Genomic DNA, 23311 nt, shown 5'->3' with positions numbered 1-23311 from the left:
ATTCAATGGTCAAATAGCCTGCCTGATGCGCAGGCGTTAGGCTTTTTCGTACCAGTGTTTGCTTTGATTAACCACCCGTACAACCAGCAGCATGATTGGAACTTCAATTAAGACACCAACTACGGTGGCCAATGCTGCACCGGAATGAAAACCAAACAGGCTAATCGCCGCGGCAACTGCCAGCTCAAAGAAATTGGATGCACCAATTAAGGCTGAAGGGCAGGCGATATTGTGCTTTTCACCCACAGCGCGGTTGAGCCAGTAAGCCAGTGATGAATTAAAAATCACCTGAATGAGAATCGGCACTGCCAGCAAGGCAATGACCAGCGGTTGCTCAATAATCGCCTGACCCTGAAAGGCAAACAGTAAAACCAGCGTTGCCAGTAAAGCAGTAATCGACCACGGACTAATCATTTCCATCGCACGATCAAAACTGGCTTGGCCTTTTTTTAATAATACCTTGCGTAAGAGCTGGGCAATGATGACGGGTACGATAATGTAAAGCACAACGGAGGTAATCAACGTATCCCAAGGCACAATAATGGCCGACAAGCCCAGCAGTAAAGCCACAATAGGCGCAAAGGCCACCACCATAATGGCATCATTCAATGCCACTTGGGACAGTGTAAACAGCGGATCGCCATTGGTCAGCCGACTCCAGACAAACACCATCGCGGTACAGGGCGCCGCTGCCAGTAAAATGAGTCCGGCAATATAACTATCAAGCTGTTCGGCTGGTAGCCACGGTGCAAAGATATGACGAATAAAAAGCCAAGCCAGAAATGCCATGGAAAATGGCTTCACCAGCCAGTTAATAAACAGCGTCACCCCGATGCCTTTGACATGATGGCGCACATCCATAAGCGCTGAAAAGTCCACTTTAAGCAGCATGGGAATAATCATTACCCAGATCAGCAGGCCCACGGGCAGGTTCACCTTGGCAATTTCCATATGTCCAATGGCTTGAAACAAACTCGGAAAAAACTGGCCTAAAGCAATGCCAACGATAATGCACAGGAAAACCCAGACTGTCAGGTAGCGTTCAAAAATGCTCATGGCTTATATCCTTTTTAAACCTCAGCATCGCCAATGGCCTGTAACCCGGCTTTAAGCTGCTCGGTGGTCAGGCTATCAATCGGCAACTGCATGAGGGCTTCTACTTTTTTGCGGATTTGTGCAAAAGTAATCGCAAAGGCAGCGCGCTTATCATCGTCAGACCCATCAATATGCGAGGGATCAGCAAAACCCCAGTGTACCTTGATGGGCCTACCGCGCCATAATGGACAGCTTTCACCCGCTGCGCTATCACACACGGTAATCACAATATCCATGGGAATAGCATCCGGCTGTGAGAACTCATCCCAGCTTTTGCTGCGTACCGTTGAGGTGTCATAGCCAATGGTTTGCGCTTGTTCAACCGCAAATGGATTAACCCGGCCCATGGGCTGGCTACCCGCGCTATAGGCCTTAAAACGTCCTTGTCCCAGCACATTGATGAGTGCTTCCCCCATAATGCTGCGGGCCGAGTTGCCAGTACACAGCACTAAAACATTCCAGACTTTTTGACCCATGGTATTCCCTAAAAAAAAATTGATTTAATAAAAAATTAAAGACTTCTTTGATTAACCCGTTGTGATAGTGCTTCTGCCGATTCCTTACGTTCCGAATAGCGATCTACCAGATAATCCTGACGACCACACAGCAGCAGGGTAAATTTGACTAGCTCTTCCATCACATCGACTACCCGCTCATACAGCGCTGACGGCTTCATCCGTCCTGCTTCATCAAACTCTAAAAATGCCTTGGGAACCGAGGACTGATTGGGAATGGTAAACATGCGCATCCAGCGGCCTAAAATGCGTAGCTGGTTCACTGCATTAAACGACTGAGAGCCACCACTAACCTGCATGAGTGCAAGGGTTTTGCCCTGGGTTGGCCGCACTGCACCCTGAGATAAAGGAATCCAGTCAATCTGGCTTTTCATGATGCCGGTCATGGCCCCATGCCGCTCCGGGGTACACCACACCATGCCCTCTGACCACAAGGCTAAACTGCGCAGCTCCTGCACCTTGGTGTGGCTGTCATCCTCACTGTCTGGCAGCGGTAAGCCATCGGCATGGAATACCCTGACCTCGCAGCCCATATATTCCAGTATGCGCTGGGCTTCAAGTGCCAGAAAACGGCTATAGGAACGCGTGCGTAGTGAACCATATAAAATCAGGATACGCGGTGCATGGCTCAGTGCGTGATCCATTTCAACTTGTAGCTTGGTCGGTATCGGCAACAGGCCAATATCCAGACTGGGTAACTCATGCGGCTTGGTTGACACGGTTGCTCTCCCTATTAAATACCCGTTTACCATCGTCCTTGGTCAATTCGTTTAACCTTGGACGTAGCAAAATATCCAGTACCACCTCAGCTTTAGAATTAATCATATTCTGGATTTATGGGTTAACTGACGTGGGTGTATTGCACGCCCTATCTGACGTGCAGGGAACACCGTTACAGCAGTTTTCAGTCAAGTAAGCCAGCAGGCTGTTCATGGTGTCAAAGTTGGCGCTGTAAATAACATAGCGTCCCTCTTGCCGTGAAGTCACCATGTTGGCATGGCTCATTTCCTTTAAGTGAAAAGACAGCGATGACGGGGCAATCCCTGCTGCTTCACTAATACGGCCGGCAGGCATGCCAGCAGGTCCTGCCTGTACCAATAGACGAAAGATAGCCAGGCGGGATTCCTGCGCGAGTGCACTTAAGGCAGCAATAATCAATTTGGTTTCCATATTTCAATAATAGTTGAAATATTAAAAGTTATCAATTGATTTATACTTATCACGAACTCTTAAAACAATGACACTGAATGATCCTGTAAAAACTGCTAGGTTAGCGCTAATTTTCAGGACGGTTTTAAAATGAAAAAAACAGTGGTGGGCTTTAGTAATTTATCAAATCCGCTTCAGCAAAAACTCAAAGAGGCCTTTAACCTGCTGATGATTAATCCCAAGGCAGGCAATCTGGAAGCACAGTTTCAGGACCTGTTGCCGCAGGCTGATGGCATGATTGGTTCGGGTCGGGTACTGAATGAATCAATCCTGCAATATGCATACAGGCTTAAAGTGATTTCCAGTATTTCAGTGGGCTTTGATAATTATGATGTGGATTATCTGAATCAGCGTGGCATTTTACTGACCAATACGCCAGATGTATTAACCGAAACCACCGCAGACTTGAGTTTTGCCTTACTCATGACGGCAGCACGGCGGGTTGCTGAGCTTGACCAGTGGACCAAGCAGGGCAATTGGCGCAAAACCGTGCAACCCACCCAGTATGGCGTGGATGTTTACGGTAAAACCCTGGGCATTGTGGGCCTTGGCAATATTGGCGCTGCTATGGCGCGGCGCGGCCGTTTTGGTTTTAACATGAATGTGCTGTATTACAGCCAGCATGCCAAGCCAGAGCTGGAGCAGCAACTGGGCGCACAGCGATGCAGTCTGGATGCGCTGTTGCAGCAGTCGGATTTTGTATCGGTGCATGTGGCGTTAAATGAACATACCCATCACCTGATTGGCCGTGAGCAACTGACCCGGATGAAAAAGTCGGCTATTTTAATTAATGTGGCGCGCGGGCAGGTGATTGATGAGCAGGCCCTGATAGACGCGCTTAGCCAGCAGCAAATTCTGGGTGCGGGGCTGGATGTTTATACCAGAGAACCTCTGCCAGATTCAGCGTTATTTGCCATGCCCAACGTGGTAACGCTACCGCATATTGGTTCGGCAACCATTGAAACCCGGCAGGCCATGAATGATCTGGCTTTTGACAACCTGTATAGTGCACTGAATGGAAAACAGCCAGCCTATATGGTTAATCCATCAGTTTGGTCAAACTGATAATTTACATTTCACAATAAGCTGATAGAATGTGAATTAATGCACAAATAATGTAGTTTTAGCCATAAAATTCGGATTGTGTGTATGAAGGCTATTTGTGACTGATGATGTAAAGCCAGGCAGGATGTTTGGGTTGTTAAAGGCTGGAGAGGCTATGAAAAACAGACGTGTACACCGGATGATTGACCGACATTTATATGTGGCCAGTAGCGGCCATGACAATAATCTGGAAGCAGGTTACCTGTGGTTTTTTCTGGCTGCTGGACTGGTAATGGGCTTTATGGTTTTAAGCCACATGGGTATCGCCAGTTAATGTTGAATCATCAACTGGCGATACCGGACCAAGCGATAGCTACCCGTTACCCGTGATTACCTAGCATGATGTAAAAATAGCTTGGCTTTAATAGCTTATTTTTTGTCTTTAAGGCTATTTTAGCTACCCTATATATTGTTCAATATTACTTTTTAATATCCTGCCAAAAAATTAGCCGGTTAAAAAATGGATCAGTAACCTGAAATTCCTGTGTATCCCATGGGGTTTGACTAAGCTCAGGTTTGGCAAACTGATAATCTTTGGCGTGTAGCATCTGGTGATACTGCTGTATATCAGTACAGTGAATCCGGTTACTGCTGCCGGGGCTGGCATCACCATGATGTTCTGATAGATGCAGGATGCACTGGTCTTTGGCAACTTGCAGGTACAGCGGAAAGTTATCACCAAAGCGATGTTGCCAGTCTAGCTTGAAGCCCAAAAAATCAATATAAAACTTAGTGGCTTTGTCCACATTAAAAATGCGAAGTACAGGCACAATATTTTGTAAGGTCATGGTTTTTTACTCGGGGTTATTCGGCTTTTATCAATTATTGGTTTGAGTACTGGGTGTTAATTGTCGCGCCCTGTAGCAATGTCTTGGTCACTGGCGTTTTGCTTGCAATATCCAGTAATTTTTCTCGCTGCTCATCGCTCAGCAATTCAGTTGTCGTTAACACCCGTTCAATGTGGGTGTTACCTTCCTTATCTTTTTGCAAATGAAGTGCAATGCTCAATTCACCAAGGTTCCAGCCCTTGTGTTCAGCATACATTTGCAGGGTAATAGACGTGCAGGCACCCAGACCTGCCAGAAGATAATCATAAGGTGCCGGGCCAGCATTTTGCCCGCCAGCATGCACAGGTTCATCGGCAACCAGAGCAAAATCGCTTGTCTTAATTGCAGTTTTGTAGCGTACATCACTGGTTTGGGTGGTTGCTGTGGCTATGGTTTTCATGGGGATGCTCTGTAGAGTGTTCTATCGGGATGCTTTGAGGTTGTCAGGAATGGCAGGAATGGTTAAGCGTTCGTGTTCAAAGCCTGCAACCTGCCCAAAACGGCTCTGGTTGATCCAGTCATGGGCAGCCTGCTGGATTTCTTCGGTACTACGGCCTACAAAATTCCACCAGATAATAATGTCTTCTTCAAACGGCTTGCCACCAATCAGCAGTAGGCGGGTGTTGGCCTTAAGCTCCAGATGAAGCTGATGCTGGCCGGGCTGAAAATACAATAAGGTGCCGGTGTCCAGCGTGTCCTGTTCAACGCTTAACTCTCCTTGCAGCAATAAAATGCCATATTCGTAGTTTGGATTGAGCGGCAGAACAGTGCTGGTATTGACCAAGGCATGAATATCAACGCCCATCATGTCAGAGTAAACTTTTACAGGTGAAGTCTGGCCCAGAAACTCGCCCGCCAGCAGGGTAAAGCGGCAGTTATTCTGTTCTATCACAGGCAGGCTTTCATAATGCTCAAATGACGGTGGCATATCACACTGGGCTTTGGGCAGGGCAATCCATAGCTGCGCCAGATGCAAATGTGGTGAATGGCCTTCCGGCGAGCGTTCAATATGCGAAATGCCATGGCCGGCAGTCATCAGGTTGATTTCATTGGGCCGGATGATTTGCTGATAGCCTAAACTGTCCTGATGATAAATTTCACCTTCAATCATCCAGGTAAAGGTTTGCAGGCCAATATGTGGATGTGGCCCCACACTAAAGCCTTCACCTTCCTTAAAAGTGGTCGGGCCAGCGTGATCCAGAAAGCACCATGCACCGATTAAGCGTTTTTGCTTTGAGGGTAGCGCGCGATGGATTTTAAGGTTATCTCCTACAATGGCAACCCGGGTAGGGATGTGTACTATGCCCGTATCTTCCAATTCAGGCATAATGTCGGCAGGTGAGGGCGCACGTAAGGGAATTGCGGAACCGCTATCAAATTCGATGTTAGCATCGCCTGAACTCGGGTTATTCATCATTCATTCCTTTTACAGATTTATATGCTGGCAGGCTGAGTCGCTGAACATCAGATTAGCCTAAATTTGCCAGCCAAAACAGCAAGCTGCTTAAGATGCTGTGTTCCAGTTTTGCAACAAAACCAGTATTTAATACCGCTAACCTTGCCTATAAATTCTTCACCAAGGCTTGGCAAAAATTGTATCTTGTTCAGGCAAATGCTATGTTTTAGTCAGTTTTATTGGCGTAGCAAGTTTTAAATCGCTAGTCTTTTATTATTAACTTTCATCACTGATTTTTTTAGGAACAGGGCTTTTACCATGAATGTACTTATTGTCCATGCACATCCAGAACCACAATCATTTACCACAGCCATGAAGGACTTGGCGGTTCAGGAGCTTAGCAATGCGGGTCATCAGGTAGAAGTGTCTGATTTGTATGCCATGAATTTTAATCCGGTTGCATCGAGTGCTGATTTTGGCAGTCGCAAGAACCCCGATTATCTGGTTTATGCGCTGGAGCAACGCATTAATTATGAAAACCAGACCATTGCACCCGATATTGCTGCTGAAATTGAAAAGCTGGTGGCTGCTGATCTGGTGATCTTTAGCTTTCCGCTATACTGGTTTTCAGTGCCTGCGATATTAAAAGGCTGGATTGACCGGGTACTGGTTTCCGGCCTGACTTATGGTGGCAAGCGTTTTTATGACCAAGGTGGCCTAAAAGGCAAGAAAGCCCTACTGAGCTTTACATTGGGTGGGCGCGAGCATATGTTTGGTGCGGATGCCATTCATGGTGAAATAGAAACCATGCTGCGTCCGTTGCTGCGTGGCACATTGTATTATACCGGCATGGACGTGTTGCCGCCATTTATTGGCTACCACGTGCCGTATATTAGCCCAGAGGCGCGCCAGCAGGTTCTGGAAGATTATAAGCAGTATTTGCAAAATCTGGATCAGTTACAGCCGCTTGAATTTCCAACACTGGATCAGTTTGATGATAAGTTATATCCGAAGAAGGCGGGGTCATAAAATTTTGGCAAAAACAATTTATTAGATTTAATTAATTGATTGCAAAATCTATTTTTAATAAGTTTGGTTGTGTTTCTGAGCTTACCGAATTGGCTGTTACTGGTTCGGTAAGCTCAAAGATGTGTTCAGGAACTAAAGCAGGCCTTGCCTCACACAATCACTTAAGGGTGTGGTGTCACGTCCCAGTAATTGACGCAAGCAACCACTGTCATCAAATAATGCGCCGGATGCTGCACCGGCATCACTATTAGACAGCAGGTTGGCAACCGCAGGCTCAGTGCCCATGTTAATCAGCTTTTCACGGTAGTCATGTTCAGTCATATTAAAATAAACAATATTTTGCCCAGTTTGCCGACTGGCCTCGCAGGCTAGCTCGGTCAGGGTGTAGGCTTTATCGCCAGCCAGTTCATAGACTTTATTTTCATGCGCAAAAGTGGTTAATACAATCGCTGCCGCTTCGGCATAGTCCTGACGGCTGGCTGAGGAAATCTGGCCTTCATCGGTTGCCCCAATAATCACATTCTGGCTCAGCGCACTTTTTAAGCCACTGGTATAATTTTCGGTATACCAGCCATTGCGCAAAATGGTGTAAGTGAGGCCAGACTTAAACAACGCTTGTTCAGTGAGCCAATGTTCTTCAGCCAGTGCCAGTGGCGAGCGGTCTGCATGCAGCAAACTGGTATACACAAAATGCTTAACATCAGCCTGTCTGGCTGCTTCAATGACATTAAAATGCTGTACTGCGCGTTTGCCAACTTCACTTGATGAAATCAGCAGCAGTTTTTCAGCACCAACCAGTGCGGTATATAGGCTTTCGATATCATCATAATTGGCTAGCCGTACTTCAATACCCAGGGCTGCCAGTTGTGCTGCCTTGTCTGCATTACGGATAATAGCAACAATGTTGCTGGCCGATGTGCGCTTGAGTAAGGCCTGAATGACCAGCTGACCCAGTTTGCCAGTTGCCCCAGTCACCACAATGGACATGTTGTTCTCCAGAATTTATGTCTGCTTCTAATGTAATTTAAAAATTTTCTTAAACTATTGAGTTTTAGTAAGTATTTATTGTCATTGTTGAGCGGATAAAACAATGCCCACAGCCATAAGCCAGCCGTGGGCACTTTGAAAACACAGATGCTGATCGTAGTAGCAACATCAGCAAGTATGCGTGCTAATACCAGAAGCGGATTCCTAGCAGGATTTTGCGACTGCTACTGTTAGCTTCAAGGTCTTTATAAAGCTTTGCAGTTTTACCCATCAACCGTTCACGTTCAAAACCAATGTACGGTGCAAACTGTGGCGTTAGTTCATAACGTAGGCGCAGACCGGTTTTGATTTCTGCCAGACCTGCGCCGTAACCATGCTGCACATCAGTTTTACCATAGGCCATTAGCTCAACTTCTGGCTGTAATACCAACTTCTGGCTGATGTTCAGATCATAGCTGGCATTAAGCTCCAGTTGGCTATGGCCCCCTAAAGATGCATAAATACTGGACTCCAGCTCAAACCAGTAGGGCGCAAGGCCACGAATGCCACCACCTAGCCAGGTTTGTTCTGCTTTAGGATCAGTATCCTGCGCTGCATCATTTTGCTGATAGTCCTGCTTTAAGCCAAACGTGGTGTTCCAGTAGGTTGAAAAAGGCCGCCACCACATTATGCTGGTGCTGGCCTGTTCTAGGTTGTCCTGTTCAAACTCACCACTGGTGTTGAGGTAAAGCCGGTTGTAATCATTGCCGTACCAGAGTGTTAATTCGTACTGGCCACTTGTATTTTGCCCATCAGCGTTCCGAGCCAGTTCCAGCTTTTCAGCATCAAGACTCCAGAAATTTGGACTACTCATCATGTGGTGAGAAGCGGTGTTGCGATAGCCATTAGAATAATCCGGACTACGTAATCCGGCAGTTATCTGACTTTTATCGGGCAACGCCAAGTGAGCGACTGCTTCAGGATGCTCCACGTGTTCTAAGCTGTCTACCTTGGGCACGTTTTGCATTGATACTGCATCCATTACCCTATTTGTCATCGACATGGGCATTGTTGTCCCATGCATATTATGGTGATTATGCTGGCTGACGGGCTGTTTATCTTCAAGCGGGGCGGCAAGCACGGATGATGAAAAGCTGGCAACCGTTGTTAACAAGGCAGCGACTGTGAGCAAGGCAGTATTCGGTAGTAAATTAAACCCATTTAATTTTTGAAAATTCATGATGTATTGCTCCTAAGCCACCACAACTTCGCGGAACATGCCTGCTTCCATGTGGTACAGCAAATGGCAATGCCAGGCCCAGCGACCTTCAATCGCGGTAACATCAAAGCTGATTTTCTGCGCAGGTTGCACGTTGATGGTGTGCTTGCGAACCTGAAAGCAATCTGTCTGAGAGTTTGTCGTTTGAGAAACAGCATCCGGATTACACAGCTCACTCCACATGCCATGTAAATGCATGGGGTGGGTCATCATGGTGTCATTGACCAGCGTAATGCGCACCCGTTCATTGGGCTTTAAGTGGACAGGGTTAGCCTCATGGAAAGTTTGTCCATCGAGGCCCCACACGTAGCGTTCCATATTGCCAGTCAGGTGCAGTTCAATTTCCCGTGTGGGCATCCGGCGGTCCAGACTGCCGCCAATGGTATGCAGGTCGGCATAAGTGAGTACGCGTCTGGTTTTGGCACTTTGCCGCAGGTTGACGCCGGGATCATCAAGGTTACTGCGGGGCTGGTCCACCTGCATATCTACATTTGGATTATTGATTTCGGTACTGGCATGCTGCACTTGGATTTTGTTGTTTAGGCTTGGGTCATGGCCAGAATGACTATCATGCGCCATGGGCATAGTGCTTGCCATAGCGTGTCCTATATCCTGCATACTGAGCCATTCCACCGGATCAAGTGCTGGTAAACTAGCCTTTAGTCCCGCCTGTACTGCCAGTGTGCCGCAGGCAAAACCGCTACGATCCATACTTTGTGCAAAAATGGTATAAGCATCATCTACGGGCTGTACCAGCACGTCATAAGTTTCTGCCACACCTAGCCGCATCTCATCCACAGTCACAGGTTCTACATCCTGGCCATCGGCGGCAATTACGGTCATTTTCAGGCCGGGAATCCGCAGGTCAAAAAAGGTATTGGCACTGCCATTAATAATGCGCAGGCGCAGTTTTTCACCTTTTTTAAATAATCCTGTCCAGTTCTGATTCGGTGCCTGACCATTCATCAAAAAGGTATAAGTCCCTGCTGATAAATCGGCAAAATCAGTGGGACTCATGCGCATCTGGTTCCACATTTGGCGCAATTGAACCGCCTGTCCAAAACCCTGCTGCTTGATATCCTGCATGAGCTTCATCAGGCTGGGCTTATGCCGGTTATCAAAATGACTGTGTTTTTTCAGTTTGGACAATAAATAAAGCGGATCAAGATCAGTCCAGTCGGATAGCAGCAAGACATGCTCACGGTCAGCCGCATGACGCTCGCCCGCTTTTGGCTCAATAATAATGGCCCCAAGCAGCCCGGTTTGTTCCTGAAAGGTCGAGTGCGCGTGATACCAGTAAGTGCCGCTCTGTTGCAGCTTGAATTGGTAGGTAAATACCTGACCCGGCCTGATACCTTCAAAACTGATACCGGGTACGCCATCCATTTGATAGGGCAGTAGCAAACCATGCCAGTGTATGGAAGTGTCCTGTTGCAAATGGTTATGCACCCGAATATTGACAGTATCGCCTTCGCGCATCCGCAATAATGGACCGGGCAAGGATTGATTAATGGTGGTGGCAATACAGGCTTTACCAGAAAAATTGACGGACTGATAACCCACATGCAGGTCAAAGATATGGCCTGTCAGTTCATGGGTTTGCGCTGATAAGGATAGACTGTCTGGTGCGGTCAGGCTTTTACCAAGACTGATATTGCTGGCCAATACGCTGCCTAAACCCAGACCCTGAATAAACTGGCGGCGCGAGGGAACAGAATGCTGTGAAGGCAAAAATTTAGAAAAACGAGGTTGAAACAAAGACATGATAATTCCTCAAATTGACGTGCTTATGGTTAAAAACAGCATCAACTGAGAAATTGCGGGGGACGCTCCAGATCACGCAGCCATGCCTGTAACGGATTGGCGATAAGGTAAAACGGTTTGCTGGCCAGTAATGCATTTCCAGTCAGCGCAACCTGTGGTGAAACGTTAGCTGGTGACGTATACAGCGAACAGTTTAAGGCACACTGGTGTTTCACATTAGAGGAGTGATGATTAGTGGAATCAAGGCTGTTATCAGGGGCTAATGACGGACTGTTTTGTAATGCATGGTCCGGTGCTGAGCCATGCTTCAAAGAACCTGCATTGTCAGCCTGATGGCAGGAGATTGACTGTATGCCCGCAAATTGTCCTTGCGGCTGTGCAACGACATGTTGCCAGCAGCCAATTGCTGCATTAGTAAGCAATAGACATAAAAAACTGACCAGCATTTTTTTCAGACTGGTCTTCAGTGAAGCTAGGCCATTGCTTAACAAAAAACGGTTAAGCTGGCAATAAATTGCTGGACGCATACTTTGGCTTTATACAGCATTTTTTGTTATTTTGCAGCCTGTTTTCTGGCTGTTAAAGCATACTAAGACGATAAAAATTTATCCTGTATAGGATGTAGGAACAATGAAGATTGCATTGCAAAATTCATGTAGAGTAACCCGCAAAAGCCTTGCACAATAATTAAAAATCAATGCTGTAGAACACAGGTTTTGCTTAACCATGAAAAAAAAGGTTTATGGCTTTTTGGCAGTATTTGGCCTTGTATCAAATCCGGCTATTCCGGCAACCGATGCTATAAATCTCAATGCAGCCATTGCCCAGAGCACGCCTGAAAATGGAATATCCAAGCCTGTAAAAAATGCTACAACCCTGTTTCACGGGCCGCAAGCCAGTTATCGGCAGACTGACGCCGCGTTTGGTCTGGAAATACCAGATCTGGGTGCTGGAACAGGTTTACTGGACCAGCAACAGGAAGCCCAACTGGGAGAAATGGTGCTACGCCAGATTGGCAAGGAAATGCCACTGTATGAAGACCCATGGACTCAGGATGAACTGACCCGGGTTTTTAGCCGTATTTATAGCGCTTCAGCTTCAGTTAATGCTACCACTACAGCAGCACCTATTGGACTGGTCATTATTGAAGAGAATTCCATTAATGCCTTTGCAGTACCGGGTGGTTTGTTTGCACTTAATACCGGTCTGGTATTGTCTGTTAAAACGATTGATGAACTGGCTGGGGTAATGGGGCATGAGGTGGCTCACGTATCACAACGCCACTATAGCCGCAGTAAGGAAGCCTTTAAAAACCAGACACTCATCACGCTGGGTAGTATGCTGGCCAGTATTCTGCTGGCTTCGCAGTCGTCCGATGCAGCAGGTGCAGTAGCCATTGGGGCACAGGCAGCCATGATAGACCGTCAACTCTCCTATAGCCGTAATCAGGAGCGTGAGGCAGACCGGGTAGGCATGCGATTGATGTACGCTGCGGGTTACAGTCCCCTTGCCATGGCTGACTTTTTTGAAACCATGAACCGTAAAACCGGCACGGTCAGCTTTATGCCGGACTTCTGGCTAACTCATCCCTTATCTACCGAGCGCATGAGTGAAGCGCGCCTTCGAGCCGCCCAGTATCCAGTTCATACTGCAAGGCTGGACTTGAATGAAGAAAGCAATCTGCATGTGATGCAATATCGTATGGCGGTTTTAAGTAATCAGGTGAATGAAAATCGTCTGGTAATTGCTGCCGAGCGCGATCCGGCTGCTATACCGGCATTGGCCCTGTTTTATGCCAAGGCTGGCAAGTATCAACAGGCCCGGGCGCTGGCCAGCCAGTTTGCCCAGCAGCAGCCAGACGCTGTAATTGCCGCCATTACCCAGACCGAAATTGAACTGATGGCAAACCAGCCCCGGCAGGCATTGAATATTATTTTAGCCAAAAATCGGATTATGCCAGAAAACCGTGCGTTGGCAATTTATACCGCACGAGCTTATAGCGCGCTTGGTCAAGGGCAGGCTGCGCTGGAACTATTACAGCCACTGGTCAATAAAAATCCGCGTGATTTAGTGGCATGGCAAGCCATGGAAGCCGCTGCCAGCCGTTTGCCGGAAGGCCAGTTAAAAACCCTGCAAGTATTGCGCTTTCGGGCAGAAATCCAGTTTTGGCATGGCAATGTCGATAACGCCATCCGTTCACTGATGCGTGCCAGCAAATTGGCGCAAAACAACTATAGCATGCAGGCAAAAATAGAAAACCGTCTTAGCGACATGCAGGAAGCCCGTAAATTCAGGGGCTAATCCATTTTAAGTTTAAACATCAGTTACCGGTTCGGCCTTGGGCAAAAAAGCAGTTTCATGTACCTGTTCTGCCAGAAACTCCGGTTTGATATCAATCAGCATTCGGCCATAAGCCCGTAACCACCACACCAGTTGCGCAGTAAAAGGCACAGTAGCCGTTACCCGCACTTCGCCGCTTTCCAGTTTTTCAACAGTCTGGTCTTCACTTAAGCGTGACTCAAAAAAGGTTTGTCCGGCTTTGGCGTGAAACATTAAATCAATAAAAATCGGTTCTACACTTTGCTGGTTGTACGAGGTAAAGCCCAGTGCACCTGCCGCCAGATACTCATCAATATTAAAATTTACCGGATGCATTGAGCGGCTTTCCAGTACCGTGGCATGACTAAAGCGGTGCAGGGCAAACTGGCGTACGTCCGGTTTATCATGCCGCGTGCAAATCAGGTAAATAATGGCACCACGCTGCACCAGCGCCAGCGGATTTAAGGTATAAACCGTATCCTCGCCTTGATGGGCACGTGCCTTGTAGGTCACCCGTAACTGGCGATCCTGCAATAGCGCTTCATAAATACTTTGCTGCGCCTTGGCATCCACCGCCGGAGGAATCAGCGGCTGGGTGGCCGGTACAATGCGCACACGGTTAATCCACTGGCGCACATTATTGTGTTCGGACGATAAACTACGCCGGGCCAAGTCAAACCACGGACGCATTTCATCCAGCAGGCTGGGCGGCAGCAAATGTTTGAGGTGGTCTTCCACCATCATAAAAGTTACTGCCTGTGAGCTATTCATGTGCGGCAAGCTCTGAATCGGGGCGTCTTCCTGCCAGCGCCAGCCTTGCGGGGTTTCCTTGTTGCTTTCAATTGGAAAACGGCTGGCAATCTGGTTCAGGTCACGCTGAATGGTACGAATGCTGATATCAATACCTTCACGCTGCAACTGTTCCTGTAGCTGGCGTGTGCCAATCCATTTGCCGGTTGGAAGCTTGGATAAAATCTGCCATTGGCGATATAAACTGTTTACCGTTTCCTTTTCATTGGAAGCTGGCCCAGCCGACTTGGAAGCTTTTTTTGTCGCTTGGGCTTTTTTTGGCAGACTCATTCCCCGGTATCTCCATCCTGCGTTTTCATTGTTCTAACCCGATTCATTAAACCAGCTAAACCATAGCAAAAAATAGCAGGATTTATTAGCCAGTCGCACGAAATTATTTTTTTATCTGAACAATGACACTGAGCAGCAGACTTTTTGAATGGGCTTGCTATTTAATCAGGCAGGCTTGTTCATTTTTAGTGCAATCCGCAAATGGCATGTAATTATTCAGTAAAAGCACTTACAGCAAATCGCTAAATTTGTTGCAAAAACTACGCGCTGTTACACTAAAAACAATTCGCTCTAAATAACGCTAATGACTGTGGTTAAACGCTTTGGGCATGATAGCAGCACAAGGGAATCGTGTTTATTTATAAGCTTTAGGCGCTGCATGTTTTTTGTGCAATCCACTGTGGTTTGTATTTTTCAAATGCTTTCTTACAGACTTGGTATTCGCCTTGCATAACATGATTTACAAGTTTGAGAAGGGCTCGATCATGACTGCAATCTCCCGTGAGATTTCTGAAACATCAATCAATTTGTCTAGCGATACATTATCTGGTAGTGCTTTAGCCTGCAATATTGCCCAAAGCTTGTTACCGCTTTTCTTTAATGAAATGTCGCTTGATACCGGTGATATTAGACAAAATTACCAGAATTTTTATCACTGGTTAAACCAGCAAAGCATTGAGCAACTCAACAAGCTCAACGGACAGGCTACCTCGCACTTCTATAAAAAAGGCATTACCTTTACTGTGTATAGTGATGCAGATGGCACCGAGCGGGTCATTCCATTTGACATTATTCCGCGCATTATTGAACAAAAAGAATGGAAAATTCTTGAGGCGGGCTGTGACCAGCGCATCCGTGCCTTAAATGCCTTTTTGCATGATGTTTATCACCATCAGGATATTATCCGGGCAGGTATTGTACCGGCTGAACAGGTAATCGCCCATGACAGCTTTCAGCCCTGGATGCTGAATGTTGACTTGCCGGGCAAGGTCTATGCACAAATCAGTGGCATTGACCTGATCCGCCATGGTGACGGCCAGTATTATGTGCTGGAGGATAACCTGCGAACGCCGTCCGGGGTGTCCTATATGCTTGAAGGGCGTTCCATCAGCCAGAAATTAATGCCAGAAATCTTTACCAGCCATAAAATTGCACCTGTTCATGATTATCCCGCTTTACTCAAACAAACTTTAATCGCCAATTCACTGGTTGAAAATCCGACAATAGTTGTGCTGACACCGGGACGTTTTAATAGTGCCTATTATGAGCATGCGTTTTTGGCCCGTGAAATGGGCGTACCACTAGTCAATGGCTATGATTTGTTTGTAGAAGGCAATGAAGTATTTTTGAAGTCAGTCCGTGGCAAGGTCAGGGTAGATATGATCTATCGCCGTCTGGATGACCCGTTTCTTGACCCCTTAGCGTTTAGACCTGACAGCATGCTGGGAGTTCCCGGCCTGATGGCTGCTTACCGGGCTGGAAAAGTCATGATTGCCAATGCACCCGGTACTGGCGTGGCCGATGATAAATCCATCTATCCGTATGTTGGCGACATGATTGAGTTTTATCTGGGCGAGAAACCCATCTTGCACAATGTCCCTACATGGCAGTGCCGCAAAAAAGAAGACTTGAGTTATGTACTGGCTCACTTGCCTGAACTGGTGGTTAAAGAAGCACAAGGCTCTGGCGGTTATGGCATGTTGATTGGCCCTACTGCATCACAAAGTGAACTCGATGAATTTCGCCGCCGTTTAACCAATGACCCCAGTGCGTATATTGCGCAGCCAACACTGGCCTTGTCGGTTTGCCCAACGCTGGTAGAACAAGGCATTGCACCACGCCATATTGACTTGCGTCCCTTTGTACTGAGTAGTCCCGGACAGGTAAAAATTACCCCCGGTGGGCTAACCCGTGTTGCCTTAACGGAAGGTTCACTGGTAGTGAATTCCTCTCAGGGCGGCGGTACTAAAGACACCTGGATTATTGAACTTGAGCAGGAGACAACCCTGTCGGTTATGACCCATGATGCGGCAGGAGGCATCGCATGATTTTATTGCTATCAACGGCTTCAAACCTGTACTGGCTGGGTCGTTATATGATTCGTATTGATGGCTTGTGCCGTTTGTTGCCATTTACTGATGATCAGGAAGCCTTGCAGTTCTCCCATGCGTTTTCCCTATCCGCATGGGATGCCAAAACCTTAAATGCCCTGTTGCAAGACCCTAACCAGCCTGCTTCCATTATTGCCAACCTGAGTGCTGTGCGTGAAAACATGCAGTGTGTGCGCGGCGTAATCAGTCAGGAGGTGTTTGAGTCCCTGAATATTTTAACCAATCCCAAGCAAAAATTTAAAAACAAGGTGTGTGAGCTGATTTCTGGTTGCTGCGAAGCGGTACTGGATGAAGATGAAAATGTGCGCCTGTTCTGGCAGCTGGGTCAATGTATTGAGCAAATTGACAATGCCTTGCGGCTTAAACGCTCACCTGAGATGGCGATTCAGGACTTGCGCACTGTGGTAGAAATGCTGTCTCCGATTGGCTGGACAGCACTGGAAGCACCCTGGGTAGAACTACAGCAAAAAAAGGACATTACTGCACTCTATAGTTTCTGCGATCAAATGCAGGCACTATTTGAGGAGGGCCCATGAAGCTGGTGATTAATCATCAAACGCACTACGAATATGAAAGTGCAGTAAAAAGAAGCAATCAATATATTCGATTAACACCACAGACTTTTGGACATCAGATTGTACATGCATGGCAACTGGCGGCACCGGGTATCAAATGCACCCAGCAGGATGGTTTTGGCAATATCTGGACCAGCCTGACCGTTAACCAGCCTCATCAGGAACTACTGATCATGGCGCAGGGCGAGGTTGAAATTAATCCAACTGAAGGGATTGAAGATAACCATTTGTCACCGATGTTTTTTACCCACGCTACTGAAACAACGTCCTGTCATGAACCATTGCTGGACTTTGTGGCGAAATATGGCAAAGGGACTGATCGTTCTGCGCTCATTGATTTATCAGCGGCTATTCTGGAACGCATGCCTTATACACCCATGTCCACCAATGTAATGACCACCGCTGCCGAAGCATTTGATCTGGAGCAGGGTGTCTGTCAGGATCATACCCATGTATTTCTGGCCTGTGCACGCTACTTAAAGCTACCTGCACGCTATGTATCAGGTTATTTGCACAGCAGCGACAGCACGCATTTATCTACCCATGCGTGGGCTGAGGTTTACCTTAATGGCTTGTGGTACTGTTTTGATACGTCTAACCAACTTTTCTCACTGGATCATCATGTATATTTAGCTGTAGGCCGTGATTATTTTGATGCTGCACCAGTGCGGGGCACACGACAGGGAGGCGGACAGGAATCCATGCGGGCACTGGTACAAGTTCTGGCCAGTTAAGGAGGGATTTCTGTTCAACTGGAAAAGTAGGGAGTAATTTGTTAGTTTACTCCTCAAATGTATACAGGAAGAGTTATGACCTATTGTGTAGCGATGCGACTTGAGGAAGGGCTGGTATTTGTCAGTGATTCACGTACTAATGCCGGGGTAGACCATATTGCAATATTTCGCAAGCTGCACCGTTTTGGGGTCAGGGGTGAACGAATCATTGTGTTGCAAACGGCTGGTAATCTTGCTACCTCGCAAGCCGTAATTACACGGTTACAGCATCAAATTCAGTCCAATGCCGAACGCAACCTGCATAATGTCGCGACGCTATTTGAAGCCGCTGAAATTGTTGGAGAGTGCATGGCGCATGAGATTCAGCATGTGACTGGGCTTGCCCAAAGCAATGAATATGATTTTTCCAGTTCAATTTTAATTGGTGGTCAAATCAAGGGTGAACCTCCAGAGCTTTACAGCATTTATCCGCAAGGTAATTTTATTGCAGCAACTATTGATACCCCATATTTCCAGATTGGTGAAAGCAAATATGGCAAGCCGATTCTGGATCGTGCACTCAATTATCACACCCCCCTGGACAAAGCCTTGCGTTGTGCCCTGATTTCTTTTGACTCTACCATTCGCTCCAACGTATCGGTTGGCACGCCGCTGGATCTTATTGTCTATCGGGCAAACCAGTTTAATTTACCCGAAGGCCGTCGCCTATATGATACCGACCCGTATTTTTCCATGATTCGTCAGCAATGGTCAGATGGCTTGCGTAGTACCATGACCAATTTGCCGCAGCCACCGGATGATTATTGGCGTTAAAAATTGTTGATTCGACAAGCAACGTTGCAGGATGCCAGAAATATTGCCAGTGTTCACATTGAATCCTGGCAATTTGCCTATAAAAATTTAATGCATCAGGATATCTTGAATCGGCTTGATATCGAAGCACGTACAAAATCATGGGAAAACATTATAGCTGAGTCAAATTCATGGGTATTTATCGCAATTGAGCATAATGTAATTGCTGGATTTGTCCATTGTTGTCCAAGCCGTGAACTGCTTCTTTCTGCAAAAGTCGGTGAAATTACTGCAATATATTTAAAGCCTTGCTACTTACGAAAGGGCATCGGGACTTTGTTGTTGACAAAAGCAATTGAATATTTGCAATCACACGGATACGGCATGCAGATGCTTTGGGTATTAGAAAAAAACACAGAGGCAATTAATTTTTATAAAAGTTTTTCATTTAAATTTGAGGGGAAAACCATGATTCATCCCACAACACTATTGGTTGAACACTGCTATATTAATTATTAAATTAATTAGACTTTATTAATATATTGCCTTCAGCATTTAATGAAATACGCTTAACTCGTTGTGTCAAACGACATAACAACTCATAGCCAATGGTATTGTTATGCTTTGCAATCAGGTCAACAGATGGGTTATCGCCCCACAATGTGACTTCATCGCCAATATGAATACTTGTTGGCAAATCGGTTAAATCCACAGCCAGCAAGTCCATACTCACGCGGCCCAGCAGCGGCGCTTCATGGCCTTGAATGCTCACGTAAGCGCCATGCGTTAAAGCCCTTGGATAACCGTCACCATAACCTATGGCAACAATTCCTAAGCGGGTAGGACGCGTTGTGGTAAAGCGTGAGCCATAGCCAATTACTTGTTCAACATTCACATGCTGGATGGCAATCAGGTTGCTTTTAAGATGCATCACTGGCCGTAAATCCAGCTTGTTTGCAATGATATTATCGTAGGGTGAGGCACCATATAGCATAATGCCGGGCCGGACATAATTAAAATGCAGTTCTGGCCAGTTAAAAATAGCAGCCGAGTTACAGCACGACGCTTCAATAGGTTCCAGTTGCTGTTTTAAATGTAAAAAAGTCTGGATTTGCTGCTGGTTTAAGGGATGATCTGGTACATCGGCATTGGCAAAATGCATGGTCAACACTAATTCAAATCCTGCCGCACGCAGTTTTAATGCTGCTGTCAGGAGTTCATCCGGTTGTAACCCCAAGCGGTTCATCCCACTATTTAATTTAAGCCAGATTTTGAGGTTATTTTTTTGATAAGTATGAGGATGCGCCAATGCCCATTGAACCTGCTGCTGCTGATGCACCACACATTCAAATTGCTGTTGACTGGCTTCAATCCACTCGGCAGGGCTAAAAACCCCTTCAATTAAGGTAACAGGCTGCTTATAACCCAGTTGCCGGATTTGCCGTGCCTCGGAAATGCATGCCACACCAAAGGCATCCGTATCTTGTAACGCATTTAGGGCAAATTCAATGCCATGACCATAAGCATCTGCCTTGACCATGCATACCACTTTGCTGTGCGGTGCAACCTTACGCACACGCTTGAAGTTGTGTTGCAGGGCAGAAGTGCTAAGTTCTATCCTTGGTTGGCGTTTTGTCACAGCAGTCATCGTAATGTCAGAAAAGCGATTATTCGTCGTCATCAGCGTTGCGGTAATATTCAGGGCTTAAGTTTTCAAACTTGGTGAATTGACCTTCAAAAGCCAAGCGCACAGTACCAATCGGGCCATTACGCTGTTTGCCAATAATAATTTCGGCTGTTCCGGCTTCCTTGGATTCCTTATTATAGACATCATCCCGATAAATAAACATGATCAGGTCAGCATCCTGCTCAATTGCTCCAGATTCCCGCAAGTCAGACATAATCGGGCGTTTATTTGGCCGGTTCTCAAGGCTTCGGTTAAGCTGCGACAAGGCAATGACAGGACAGTTCATTTCCTTGGCCAAGGCCTTCAAGCTGCGGGAAATTTCCGAAATTTCACCCACACGGTTGTCGCCCATGCCGGGAACTTTCATCAACTGCAAATAATCCACCATAATCGCGCCCAGTTTACCGCCATGGTTTTTGGCAACCCGGCGCGCACGTGAACGCAGTTCATTGGGTGGCAGTGCAGAGGAATCATCAATATATAAGTACTTGCTTTGCAACTGCATGAGTGTGCTGGAAAACTTAACCCAATCGCCTTCTTCAAGCCGACCTGAACGCAAACGGCCCTGATGAATACGGCCAAATGATGAAATCAAACGCGTTGCAATAGAATCTGCTGGCATCTCCATGGAAAACACCAGTGCGGGCAAATCAGCATTAAACAGGACGCTTTCAATCAGGTTCATGGCAAAGGTGGTTTTACCCATACTGGGACGCGCGGCCACAATAATCAGGTCACCGGGTTGCATGCCAAAAGTCTTGTTATCAAGCTCAATGAATCCAGTGGATACACCCGTAATCGGGCTGTCATTTTTTTGCAACTCCTCAACCTTGTGCAGTACATTTTTAAGTACGCCCACCAGCGGTTGCGGCCCGGTTTCGCGGTTACGGTTATTGTGTTGCTCACTAATGGCAAAAATGCGGCTTTCGGTACTGTCCAGAATATCGGTAACGGATTTGCCCTTGGAGTCATAGGCAGTTTGCAGCAGGTCATTACCGGCTTTAATCAGCTCACGCAAGGCAGATAATTCTTTAACTTTTTCAGCATAGGCCGTTAGGTTATACAAACTGGCCGGGCTTTCTGCCAGTAGTTGCATCAGGTAGGCTTCACCGCCGCTTTCTTCAAGCTGGTGGTTTTTGCTCAGCCAGTCATTCACCAGTACAGCATCGTAAGGCATGTTGGTGCCTGCGAGATGGCTAATTGCCCGGAAGATCAGGCGATGACGTACTGCGTAAAAATCGTTTTCATGCAGTAAATCACTAATACTGTCCCAGGATTCGGAAATGGTCATCAACGCTGCAAGAACAGCTTGCTCCATTGACAGGTTATGCGGGGGAACACGTACTTCGCGGCCATTGGGAAGCATATGCACAATGTTGCCGTCGCTTGGTTTGTTCGTCGCCGTAGCGTCAAGAGCAGAGGACAAAGTCATAGTGAATATCCCAAATAGTTAAACCCAAATCCGTGTGCTTATTAAAGCAAAAATTGGGCAGGTGGTGTGCTGTTTTAAAAGACAGTTGATTGAATATCAGAACGAGGTGCTGAAAAATAAAGACATTTTTTTTAATATAAAAAAAGCATGCCCGAAAGCATGCTCTTAACCAAATGATTCTATGCAGAATTATTCAGTATGCTAAAAATTCAGAAACGATTATTCAGAAACAATCGTTACCAGAACTTCAGCAGTTACATCATGGTGCAGTTGTACTGCAACATTGAACTCACCAGTGTGACGCAGCGCACCGTTAGGCAGGCGTACTTCAGCGCGGTCAACTTCAATGCCAGAAGCAGTCAAAGCATCAGCAATATCGCGAGTACCGATAGAACCGAACAGTTTGCCTTCATCACCCGCTTTAGCGGTAATGACAACATTGACTTCGTTCAGTTTGTCAGCACGGCTTTGTGCAGAGTTTAATACTTCAGCTTCCTGCTTCTCCAGCTCAGCACGACGCGCTTCAAACGCAGAGGTGTTGGCTTCGGTAGCAGAAACAGCTTTACCTTGAGGGATTAAGAAGTTACGACCATAACCTGCTTTTACAGATACTTTGTCGCCTAGCTTGCCCAGGTTTTTAATGCGTTGTAACAGAATAACGTCCACAGATCACCTCACTTATGATTGTCAGTGTAAGGGATCAAGGCCAGATAGCGAGACTGCTTAATTGCAAGCGCCAGCTGACGTTGATAACGAGCCTTAGTACCTGTGATACGGCTAGGAACAATCTTGCCGTTTTCAGTCACGTACTGTTTTAAAGTATCGATATCTTTGTAGTCGATATATGCAACGTTCTCAGCAGTGAAGCGGCAGAACTTGCGACGACGATAGAAACGTGCCATGTTGGTTCTCCTTATGCTTCAGCAGCTTGGTTGTGATCTTGGTCGTTAGACTGACCATCATCATTACGCTGAGCTTTACGAGCGCGTTTTTCTTCAGCGCTTTTGGCCAGCAATGATTCTTCAGTAATTGCCTTTTCACGACGGATGATCAGGTTACGGATGATCGCATCGTTATAACGGAACAATTCTTCCAGCTCATCCAGAGTCGCTTGGCCACATTCAACGTTCATCAGAATGTAGTGCGCTTTATGGATTTTGTTGATTGGGTAAGCCAGTTGACGACGGCCCCAATCTTCAAGACGGTGAATCTGGCCGCCAGCTTCTTTAATTTGAGTGAGATAGCGTTCAACCATCCCAACAACCTGGTCGCTTTGGTCTGGATGAACCAAAAGCACAATTTCGTAATGACGCATATTAAGCTCCTTACGGTTTAGACAGCCACTGATTCCAACATCAATGGCAAGGAGTAACACGAAAAAAGAGTATTTTCGCGTG

General features: G+C 46.7%; 26 protein-coding genes. 9 read left to right on the top strand and 17 right to left on the bottom strand.

The features are described 5' to 3' along the window. Window positions 1–36 precede the first annotated feature (36 nt). The 4 genes from arsB to BKE30_RS08605 form a co-directional block, all read right to left on the bottom strand. Window positions 37–1056: an ACR3 family arsenite efflux transporter gene (gene arsB, locus BKE30_RS08620; RefSeq protein ID WP_076878185.1), complete on the bottom strand. Its 1020-nt coding sequence runs from the start codon at window positions 1054–1056 to the stop codon at window positions 37–39. A gap of 14 nt (window positions 1057–1070) precedes the next feature. Then, a complete protein-coding gene (locus BKE30_RS08615) occupies window positions 1071–1571 on the bottom strand; it encodes an arsenate reductase ArsC (RefSeq protein ID WP_076878184.1) in 501 nt (166 codons plus the stop codon). 35 nt (window positions 1572–1606) lie between these two features. Then, window positions 1607–2329, bottom strand: coding sequence for an arsenical resistance protein ArsH (gene arsH, locus BKE30_RS08610; RefSeq protein ID WP_264754297.1), 723 nt, complete (start codon window positions 2327–2329; stop codon window positions 1607–1609). Window positions 2330–2444: 115 nt separating this feature from the next. Further along, window positions 2445–2780, bottom strand: coding sequence for an ArsR/SmtB family transcription factor (locus BKE30_RS08605; RefSeq protein ID WP_076878182.1), 336 nt, complete (start codon window positions 2778–2780; stop codon window positions 2445–2447). 129 nt (window positions 2781–2909) lie between these two features. Between BKE30_RS08605 and BKE30_RS08600 the strand changes: the two genes are divergently transcribed. Both BKE30_RS08600 and BKE30_RS16005 read left to right on the top strand, forming a co-directional pair. Then, the gene (locus BKE30_RS08600; protein WP_076878181.1) at window positions 2910–3884 is read left to right on the top strand and encodes a 2-hydroxyacid dehydrogenase; all 975 of its coding nucleotides are present in this window, start codon (window positions 2910–2912) and stop codon (window positions 3882–3884) included. A gap of 154 nt (window positions 3885–4038) precedes the next feature. Next, window positions 4039–4197: a hypothetical protein gene (locus BKE30_RS16005; protein WP_158073177.1), complete on the top strand. Its 159-nt coding sequence runs from the start codon at window positions 4039–4041 to the stop codon at window positions 4195–4197. A 145-nt stretch (window positions 4198–4342) separates the two neighbouring features. On the opposite strand, the gene BKE30_RS08595 is transcribed toward BKE30_RS16005, so the two are convergent. Genes BKE30_RS08595 through BKE30_RS08585 form a run of 3 tightly spaced genes read right to left on the bottom strand, consistent with a single transcriptional unit; the run spans window position 4343 to window position 6167 of the window. Continuing rightward, window positions 4343–4711 (bottom strand): glyoxalase superfamily protein, encoded by a 369-nt coding sequence (locus tag BKE30_RS08595; RefSeq protein ID WP_076878180.1) that lies wholly within the window; start codon window positions 4709–4711, stop codon window positions 4343–4345. Between the two features lie 34 nt (window positions 4712–4745). Further along, window positions 4746–5150 carry an OsmC family protein gene (locus BKE30_RS08590; protein WP_076878179.1) on the bottom strand — a complete coding sequence of 135 codons (405 nt, stop codon included), beginning with the start codon at window positions 5148–5150 and terminating at the stop codon, window positions 4746–4748. Window positions 5151–5171: 21 nt separating this feature from the next. Further along, window positions 5172–6167, bottom strand: a complete 996-nt coding sequence (locus tag BKE30_RS08585; protein ID WP_143253690.1) for a pirin family protein — start codon at window positions 6165–6167, stop codon at window positions 5172–5174. Window positions 6168–6464: 297 nt separating this feature from the next. Between BKE30_RS08585 and BKE30_RS08580 the strand changes: the two genes are divergently transcribed. Then, window positions 6465–7175 carry an NAD(P)H-dependent oxidoreductase gene (locus BKE30_RS08580; protein WP_076878178.1) on the top strand — a complete coding sequence of 237 codons (711 nt, stop codon included), beginning with the start codon at window positions 6465–6467 and terminating at the stop codon, window positions 7173–7175. A 132-nt stretch (window positions 7176–7307) separates the two neighbouring features. Here the strand turns inward: BKE30_RS08580 and BKE30_RS08575 are convergent, their stop codons facing one another. The 4 genes from BKE30_RS08575 to BKE30_RS08560 form a co-directional block, all read right to left on the bottom strand. Next, on the bottom strand, window positions 7308–8162 hold the full coding sequence (locus BKE30_RS08575) for an SDR family oxidoreductase (RefSeq protein WP_076878177.1): 855 nt from the start codon (window positions 8160–8162) through the stop codon (window positions 7308–7310). Between the two features lie 184 nt (window positions 8163–8346). Beyond that, complete coding sequence (locus BKE30_RS15745; protein ID WP_083698509.1) at window positions 8347–9381, bottom strand: copper resistance protein B; 1035 nt, start codon at window positions 9379–9381, stop codon at window positions 8347–8349. A gap of 12 nt (window positions 9382–9393) precedes the next feature. Further along, on the bottom strand, window positions 9394–11184 hold the full coding sequence (locus BKE30_RS08565; RefSeq protein ID WP_076878176.1) for a copper resistance system multicopper oxidase: 1791 nt from the start codon (window positions 11182–11184) through the stop codon (window positions 9394–9396). A 41-nt stretch (window positions 11185–11225) separates the two neighbouring features. Further along, window positions 11226–11711: a hypothetical protein gene (locus tag BKE30_RS08560; RefSeq protein WP_076878175.1), complete on the bottom strand. Its 486-nt coding sequence runs from the start codon at window positions 11709–11711 to the stop codon at window positions 11226–11228. Window positions 11712–11910: 199 nt separating this feature from the next. Between BKE30_RS08560 and BKE30_RS08555 the strand changes: the two genes are divergently transcribed. Further along, window positions 11911–13485, top strand: a complete 1575-nt coding sequence (locus BKE30_RS08555) for a M48 family metalloprotease (protein WP_083698508.1) — start codon at window positions 11911–11913, stop codon at window positions 13483–13485. A 12-nt stretch (window positions 13486–13497) separates the two neighbouring features. Here the strand turns inward: BKE30_RS08555 and BKE30_RS08550 are convergent, their stop codons facing one another. Then, window positions 13498–14583 (bottom strand): helix-turn-helix transcriptional regulator, encoded by a 1086-nt coding sequence (locus tag BKE30_RS08550; RefSeq protein ID WP_083698507.1) that lies wholly within the window; start codon window positions 14581–14583, stop codon window positions 13498–13500. Window positions 14584–15068: 485 nt separating this feature from the next. Between BKE30_RS08550 and BKE30_RS08545 the strand changes: the two genes are divergently transcribed. The 5 genes from BKE30_RS08545 (at window position 15069) to BKE30_RS08525 (ending at window position 19314) form a co-directional block, all read left to right on the top strand. Further along, on the top strand, window positions 15069–16631 hold the full coding sequence (locus BKE30_RS08545; RefSeq protein ID WP_406564677.1) for a circularly permuted type 2 ATP-grasp protein: 1563 nt from the start codon (window positions 15069–15071) through the stop codon (window positions 16629–16631). Further along, the gene (locus BKE30_RS08540; RefSeq protein WP_076878173.1) at window positions 16628–17230 is read left to right on the top strand and encodes an alpha-E domain-containing protein; all 603 of its coding nucleotides are present in this window, start codon (window positions 16628–16630) and stop codon (window positions 17228–17230) included. Before BKE30_RS08545 ends, BKE30_RS08540 begins: the two co-directional genes overlap by 4 nt. Then, window positions 17227–18003, top strand: a complete 777-nt coding sequence (locus BKE30_RS08535) for a transglutaminase family protein (protein ID WP_076878172.1) — start codon at window positions 17227–17229, stop codon at window positions 18001–18003. Before BKE30_RS08540 ends, BKE30_RS08535 begins: the two co-directional genes overlap by 4 nt. Before the next feature lie 75 nt (window positions 18004–18078). Beyond that, a complete protein-coding gene (locus BKE30_RS08530; protein ID WP_076878171.1) occupies window positions 18079–18816 on the top strand; it encodes a proteasome-type protease in 738 nt (245 codons plus the stop codon). A gap of 3 nt (window positions 18817–18819) precedes the next feature. After that, a complete protein-coding gene (locus tag BKE30_RS08525) occupies window positions 18820–19314 on the top strand; it encodes a GNAT family N-acetyltransferase (protein ID WP_076878170.1) in 495 nt (164 codons plus the stop codon). Window position 19315: 1 nt separating this feature from the next. Here BKE30_RS08525 and alr read toward each other — a convergent pair whose 3' ends face one another. The 5 genes from alr to rpsF all read right to left on the bottom strand — a co-directional run bounded on the left by alr (window position 19316) and on the right by rpsF (window position 23229). Then, window positions 19316–20443 carry an alanine racemase gene (gene alr / locus BKE30_RS08520; RefSeq protein ID WP_076878169.1) on the bottom strand — a complete coding sequence of 376 codons (1128 nt, stop codon included), beginning with the start codon at window positions 20441–20443 and terminating at the stop codon, window positions 19316–19318. A gap of 19 nt (window positions 20444–20462) precedes the next feature. Further along, window positions 20463–21914, bottom strand: a complete 1452-nt coding sequence (gene dnaB / locus BKE30_RS08515; protein ID WP_076878168.1) for a replicative DNA helicase — start codon at window positions 21912–21914, stop codon at window positions 20463–20465. Window positions 21915–22133: 219 nt separating this feature from the next. Next, entirely contained in the window at window positions 22134–22580 is a 447-nt protein-coding gene (rplI, locus tag BKE30_RS08510) for a 50S ribosomal protein L9 (protein WP_076878167.1), read from the bottom strand. An 8-nt stretch (window positions 22581–22588) separates the two neighbouring features. Further along, window positions 22589–22816, bottom strand: coding sequence for a 30S ribosomal protein S18 (rpsR, locus tag BKE30_RS08505; protein WP_076878166.1), 228 nt, complete (start codon window positions 22814–22816; stop codon window positions 22589–22591). A gap of 11 nt (window positions 22817–22827) precedes the next feature. After that, window positions 22828–23229 (bottom strand): 30S ribosomal protein S6, encoded by a 402-nt coding sequence (gene rpsF, locus BKE30_RS08500; RefSeq protein ID WP_076878165.1) that lies wholly within the window; start codon window positions 23227–23229, stop codon window positions 22828–22830. Between the last annotated feature and the right edge of the window lie 82 nt (window positions 23230–23311).

The organism is Alkanindiges hydrocarboniclasticus (assembly GCF_001982605.1).
Classification (GTDB): Bacteria; Pseudomonadota; Gammaproteobacteria; order Pseudomonadales; family Moraxellaceae; genus Alkanindiges; species Alkanindiges hydrocarboniclasticus.
Note: the sequence above shows the minus strand (reverse complement) of the source record. Positions and strands in the feature narration are given on the sequence as shown.

Bases quoted from the DNA above. Each gene is read 5' to 3' on its own strand.
- BKE30_RS08565 (WP_076878176.1), bottom strand. From the start codon at position 11,184: ATGTCTTTGTTTCAACCTCGTTTTTCTAAATTTTTGCCTTCACAGCAT.
- BKE30_RS08590 (WP_076878179.1), bottom strand. From the start codon at position 5,150: ATGAAAACCATAGCCACAGCAACCACCCAAACCAGTGATGTACGCTAC.
- BKE30_RS08595 (WP_076878180.1), bottom strand. From the start codon at position 4,711: ATGACCTTACAAAATATTGTGCCTGTACTTCGCATTTTTAATGTGGAC.
- BKE30_RS08600 (WP_076878181.1), top strand. From the start codon at position 2,910: ATGAAAAAAACAGTGGTGGGCTTTAGTAATTTATCAAATCCGCTTCAG.
- BKE30_RS16005 (WP_158073177.1), top strand. From the start codon at position 4,039: ATGAAAAACAGACGTGTACACCGGATGATTGACCGACATTTATATGTG.
- BKE30_RS08575 (WP_076878177.1), bottom strand. From the start codon at position 8,162: ATGTCCATTGTGGTGACTGGGGCAACTGGCAAACTGGGTCAGCTGGTC.
- BKE30_RS15745 (WP_083698509.1), bottom strand. From the start codon at position 9,381: ATGAATTTTCAAAAATTAAATGGGTTTAATTTACTACCGAATACTGCC.
- rpsR (WP_076878166.1), bottom strand. From the start codon at position 22,816: ATGGCACGTTTCTATCGTCGTCGCAAGTTCTGCCGCTTCACTGCTGAG.
- BKE30_RS08550 (WP_083698507.1), bottom strand. From the start codon at position 14,583: ATGAGTCTGCCAAAAAAAGCCCAAGCGACAAAAAAAGCTTCCAAGTCG.
- alr (WP_076878169.1), bottom strand. From the start codon at position 20,443: ATGACTGCTGTGACAAAACGCCAACCAAGGATAGAACTTAGCACTTCT.
- dnaB (WP_076878168.1), bottom strand. From the start codon at position 21,914: ATGACTTTGTCCTCTGCTCTTGACGCTACGGCGACGAACAAACCAAGC.
- BKE30_RS08530 (WP_076878171.1), top strand. From the start codon at position 18,079: ATGACCTATTGTGTAGCGATGCGACTTGAGGAAGGGCTGGTATTTGTC.
- BKE30_RS08605 (WP_076878182.1), bottom strand. From the start codon at position 2,780: ATGGAAACCAAATTGATTATTGCTGCCTTAAGTGCACTCGCGCAGGAA.
- BKE30_RS08545 (WP_406564677.1), top strand. From the start codon at position 15,069: ATGACTGCAATCTCCCGTGAGATTTCTGAAACATCAATCAATTTGTCT.
- BKE30_RS08540 (WP_076878173.1), top strand. From the start codon at position 16,628: ATGATTTTATTGCTATCAACGGCTTCAAACCTGTACTGGCTGGGTCGT.
- rpsF (WP_076878165.1), bottom strand. From the start codon at position 23,229: ATGCGTCATTACGAAATTGTGCTTTTGGTTCATCCAGACCAAAGCGAC.
- BKE30_RS08615 (WP_076878184.1), bottom strand. From the start codon at position 1,571: ATGGGTCAAAAAGTCTGGAATGTTTTAGTGCTGTGTACTGGCAACTCG.
- BKE30_RS08580 (WP_076878178.1), top strand. From the start codon at position 6,465: ATGAATGTACTTATTGTCCATGCACATCCAGAACCACAATCATTTACC.
- BKE30_RS08555 (WP_083698508.1), top strand. From the start codon at position 11,911: ATGAAAAAAAAGGTTTATGGCTTTTTGGCAGTATTTGGCCTTGTATCA.
- BKE30_RS08535 (WP_076878172.1), top strand. From the start codon at position 17,227: ATGAAGCTGGTGATTAATCATCAAACGCACTACGAATATGAAAGTGCA.
- arsB (WP_076878185.1), bottom strand. From the start codon at position 1,056: ATGAGCATTTTTGAACGCTACCTGACAGTCTGGGTTTTCCTGTGCATT.
- BKE30_RS08560 (WP_076878175.1), bottom strand. From the start codon at position 11,711: ATGCGTCCAGCAATTTATTGCCAGCTTAACCGTTTTTTGTTAAGCAAT.
- BKE30_RS08585 (WP_143253690.1), bottom strand. From the start codon at position 6,167: ATGATGAATAACCCGAGTTCAGGCGATGCTAACATCGAATTTGATAGC.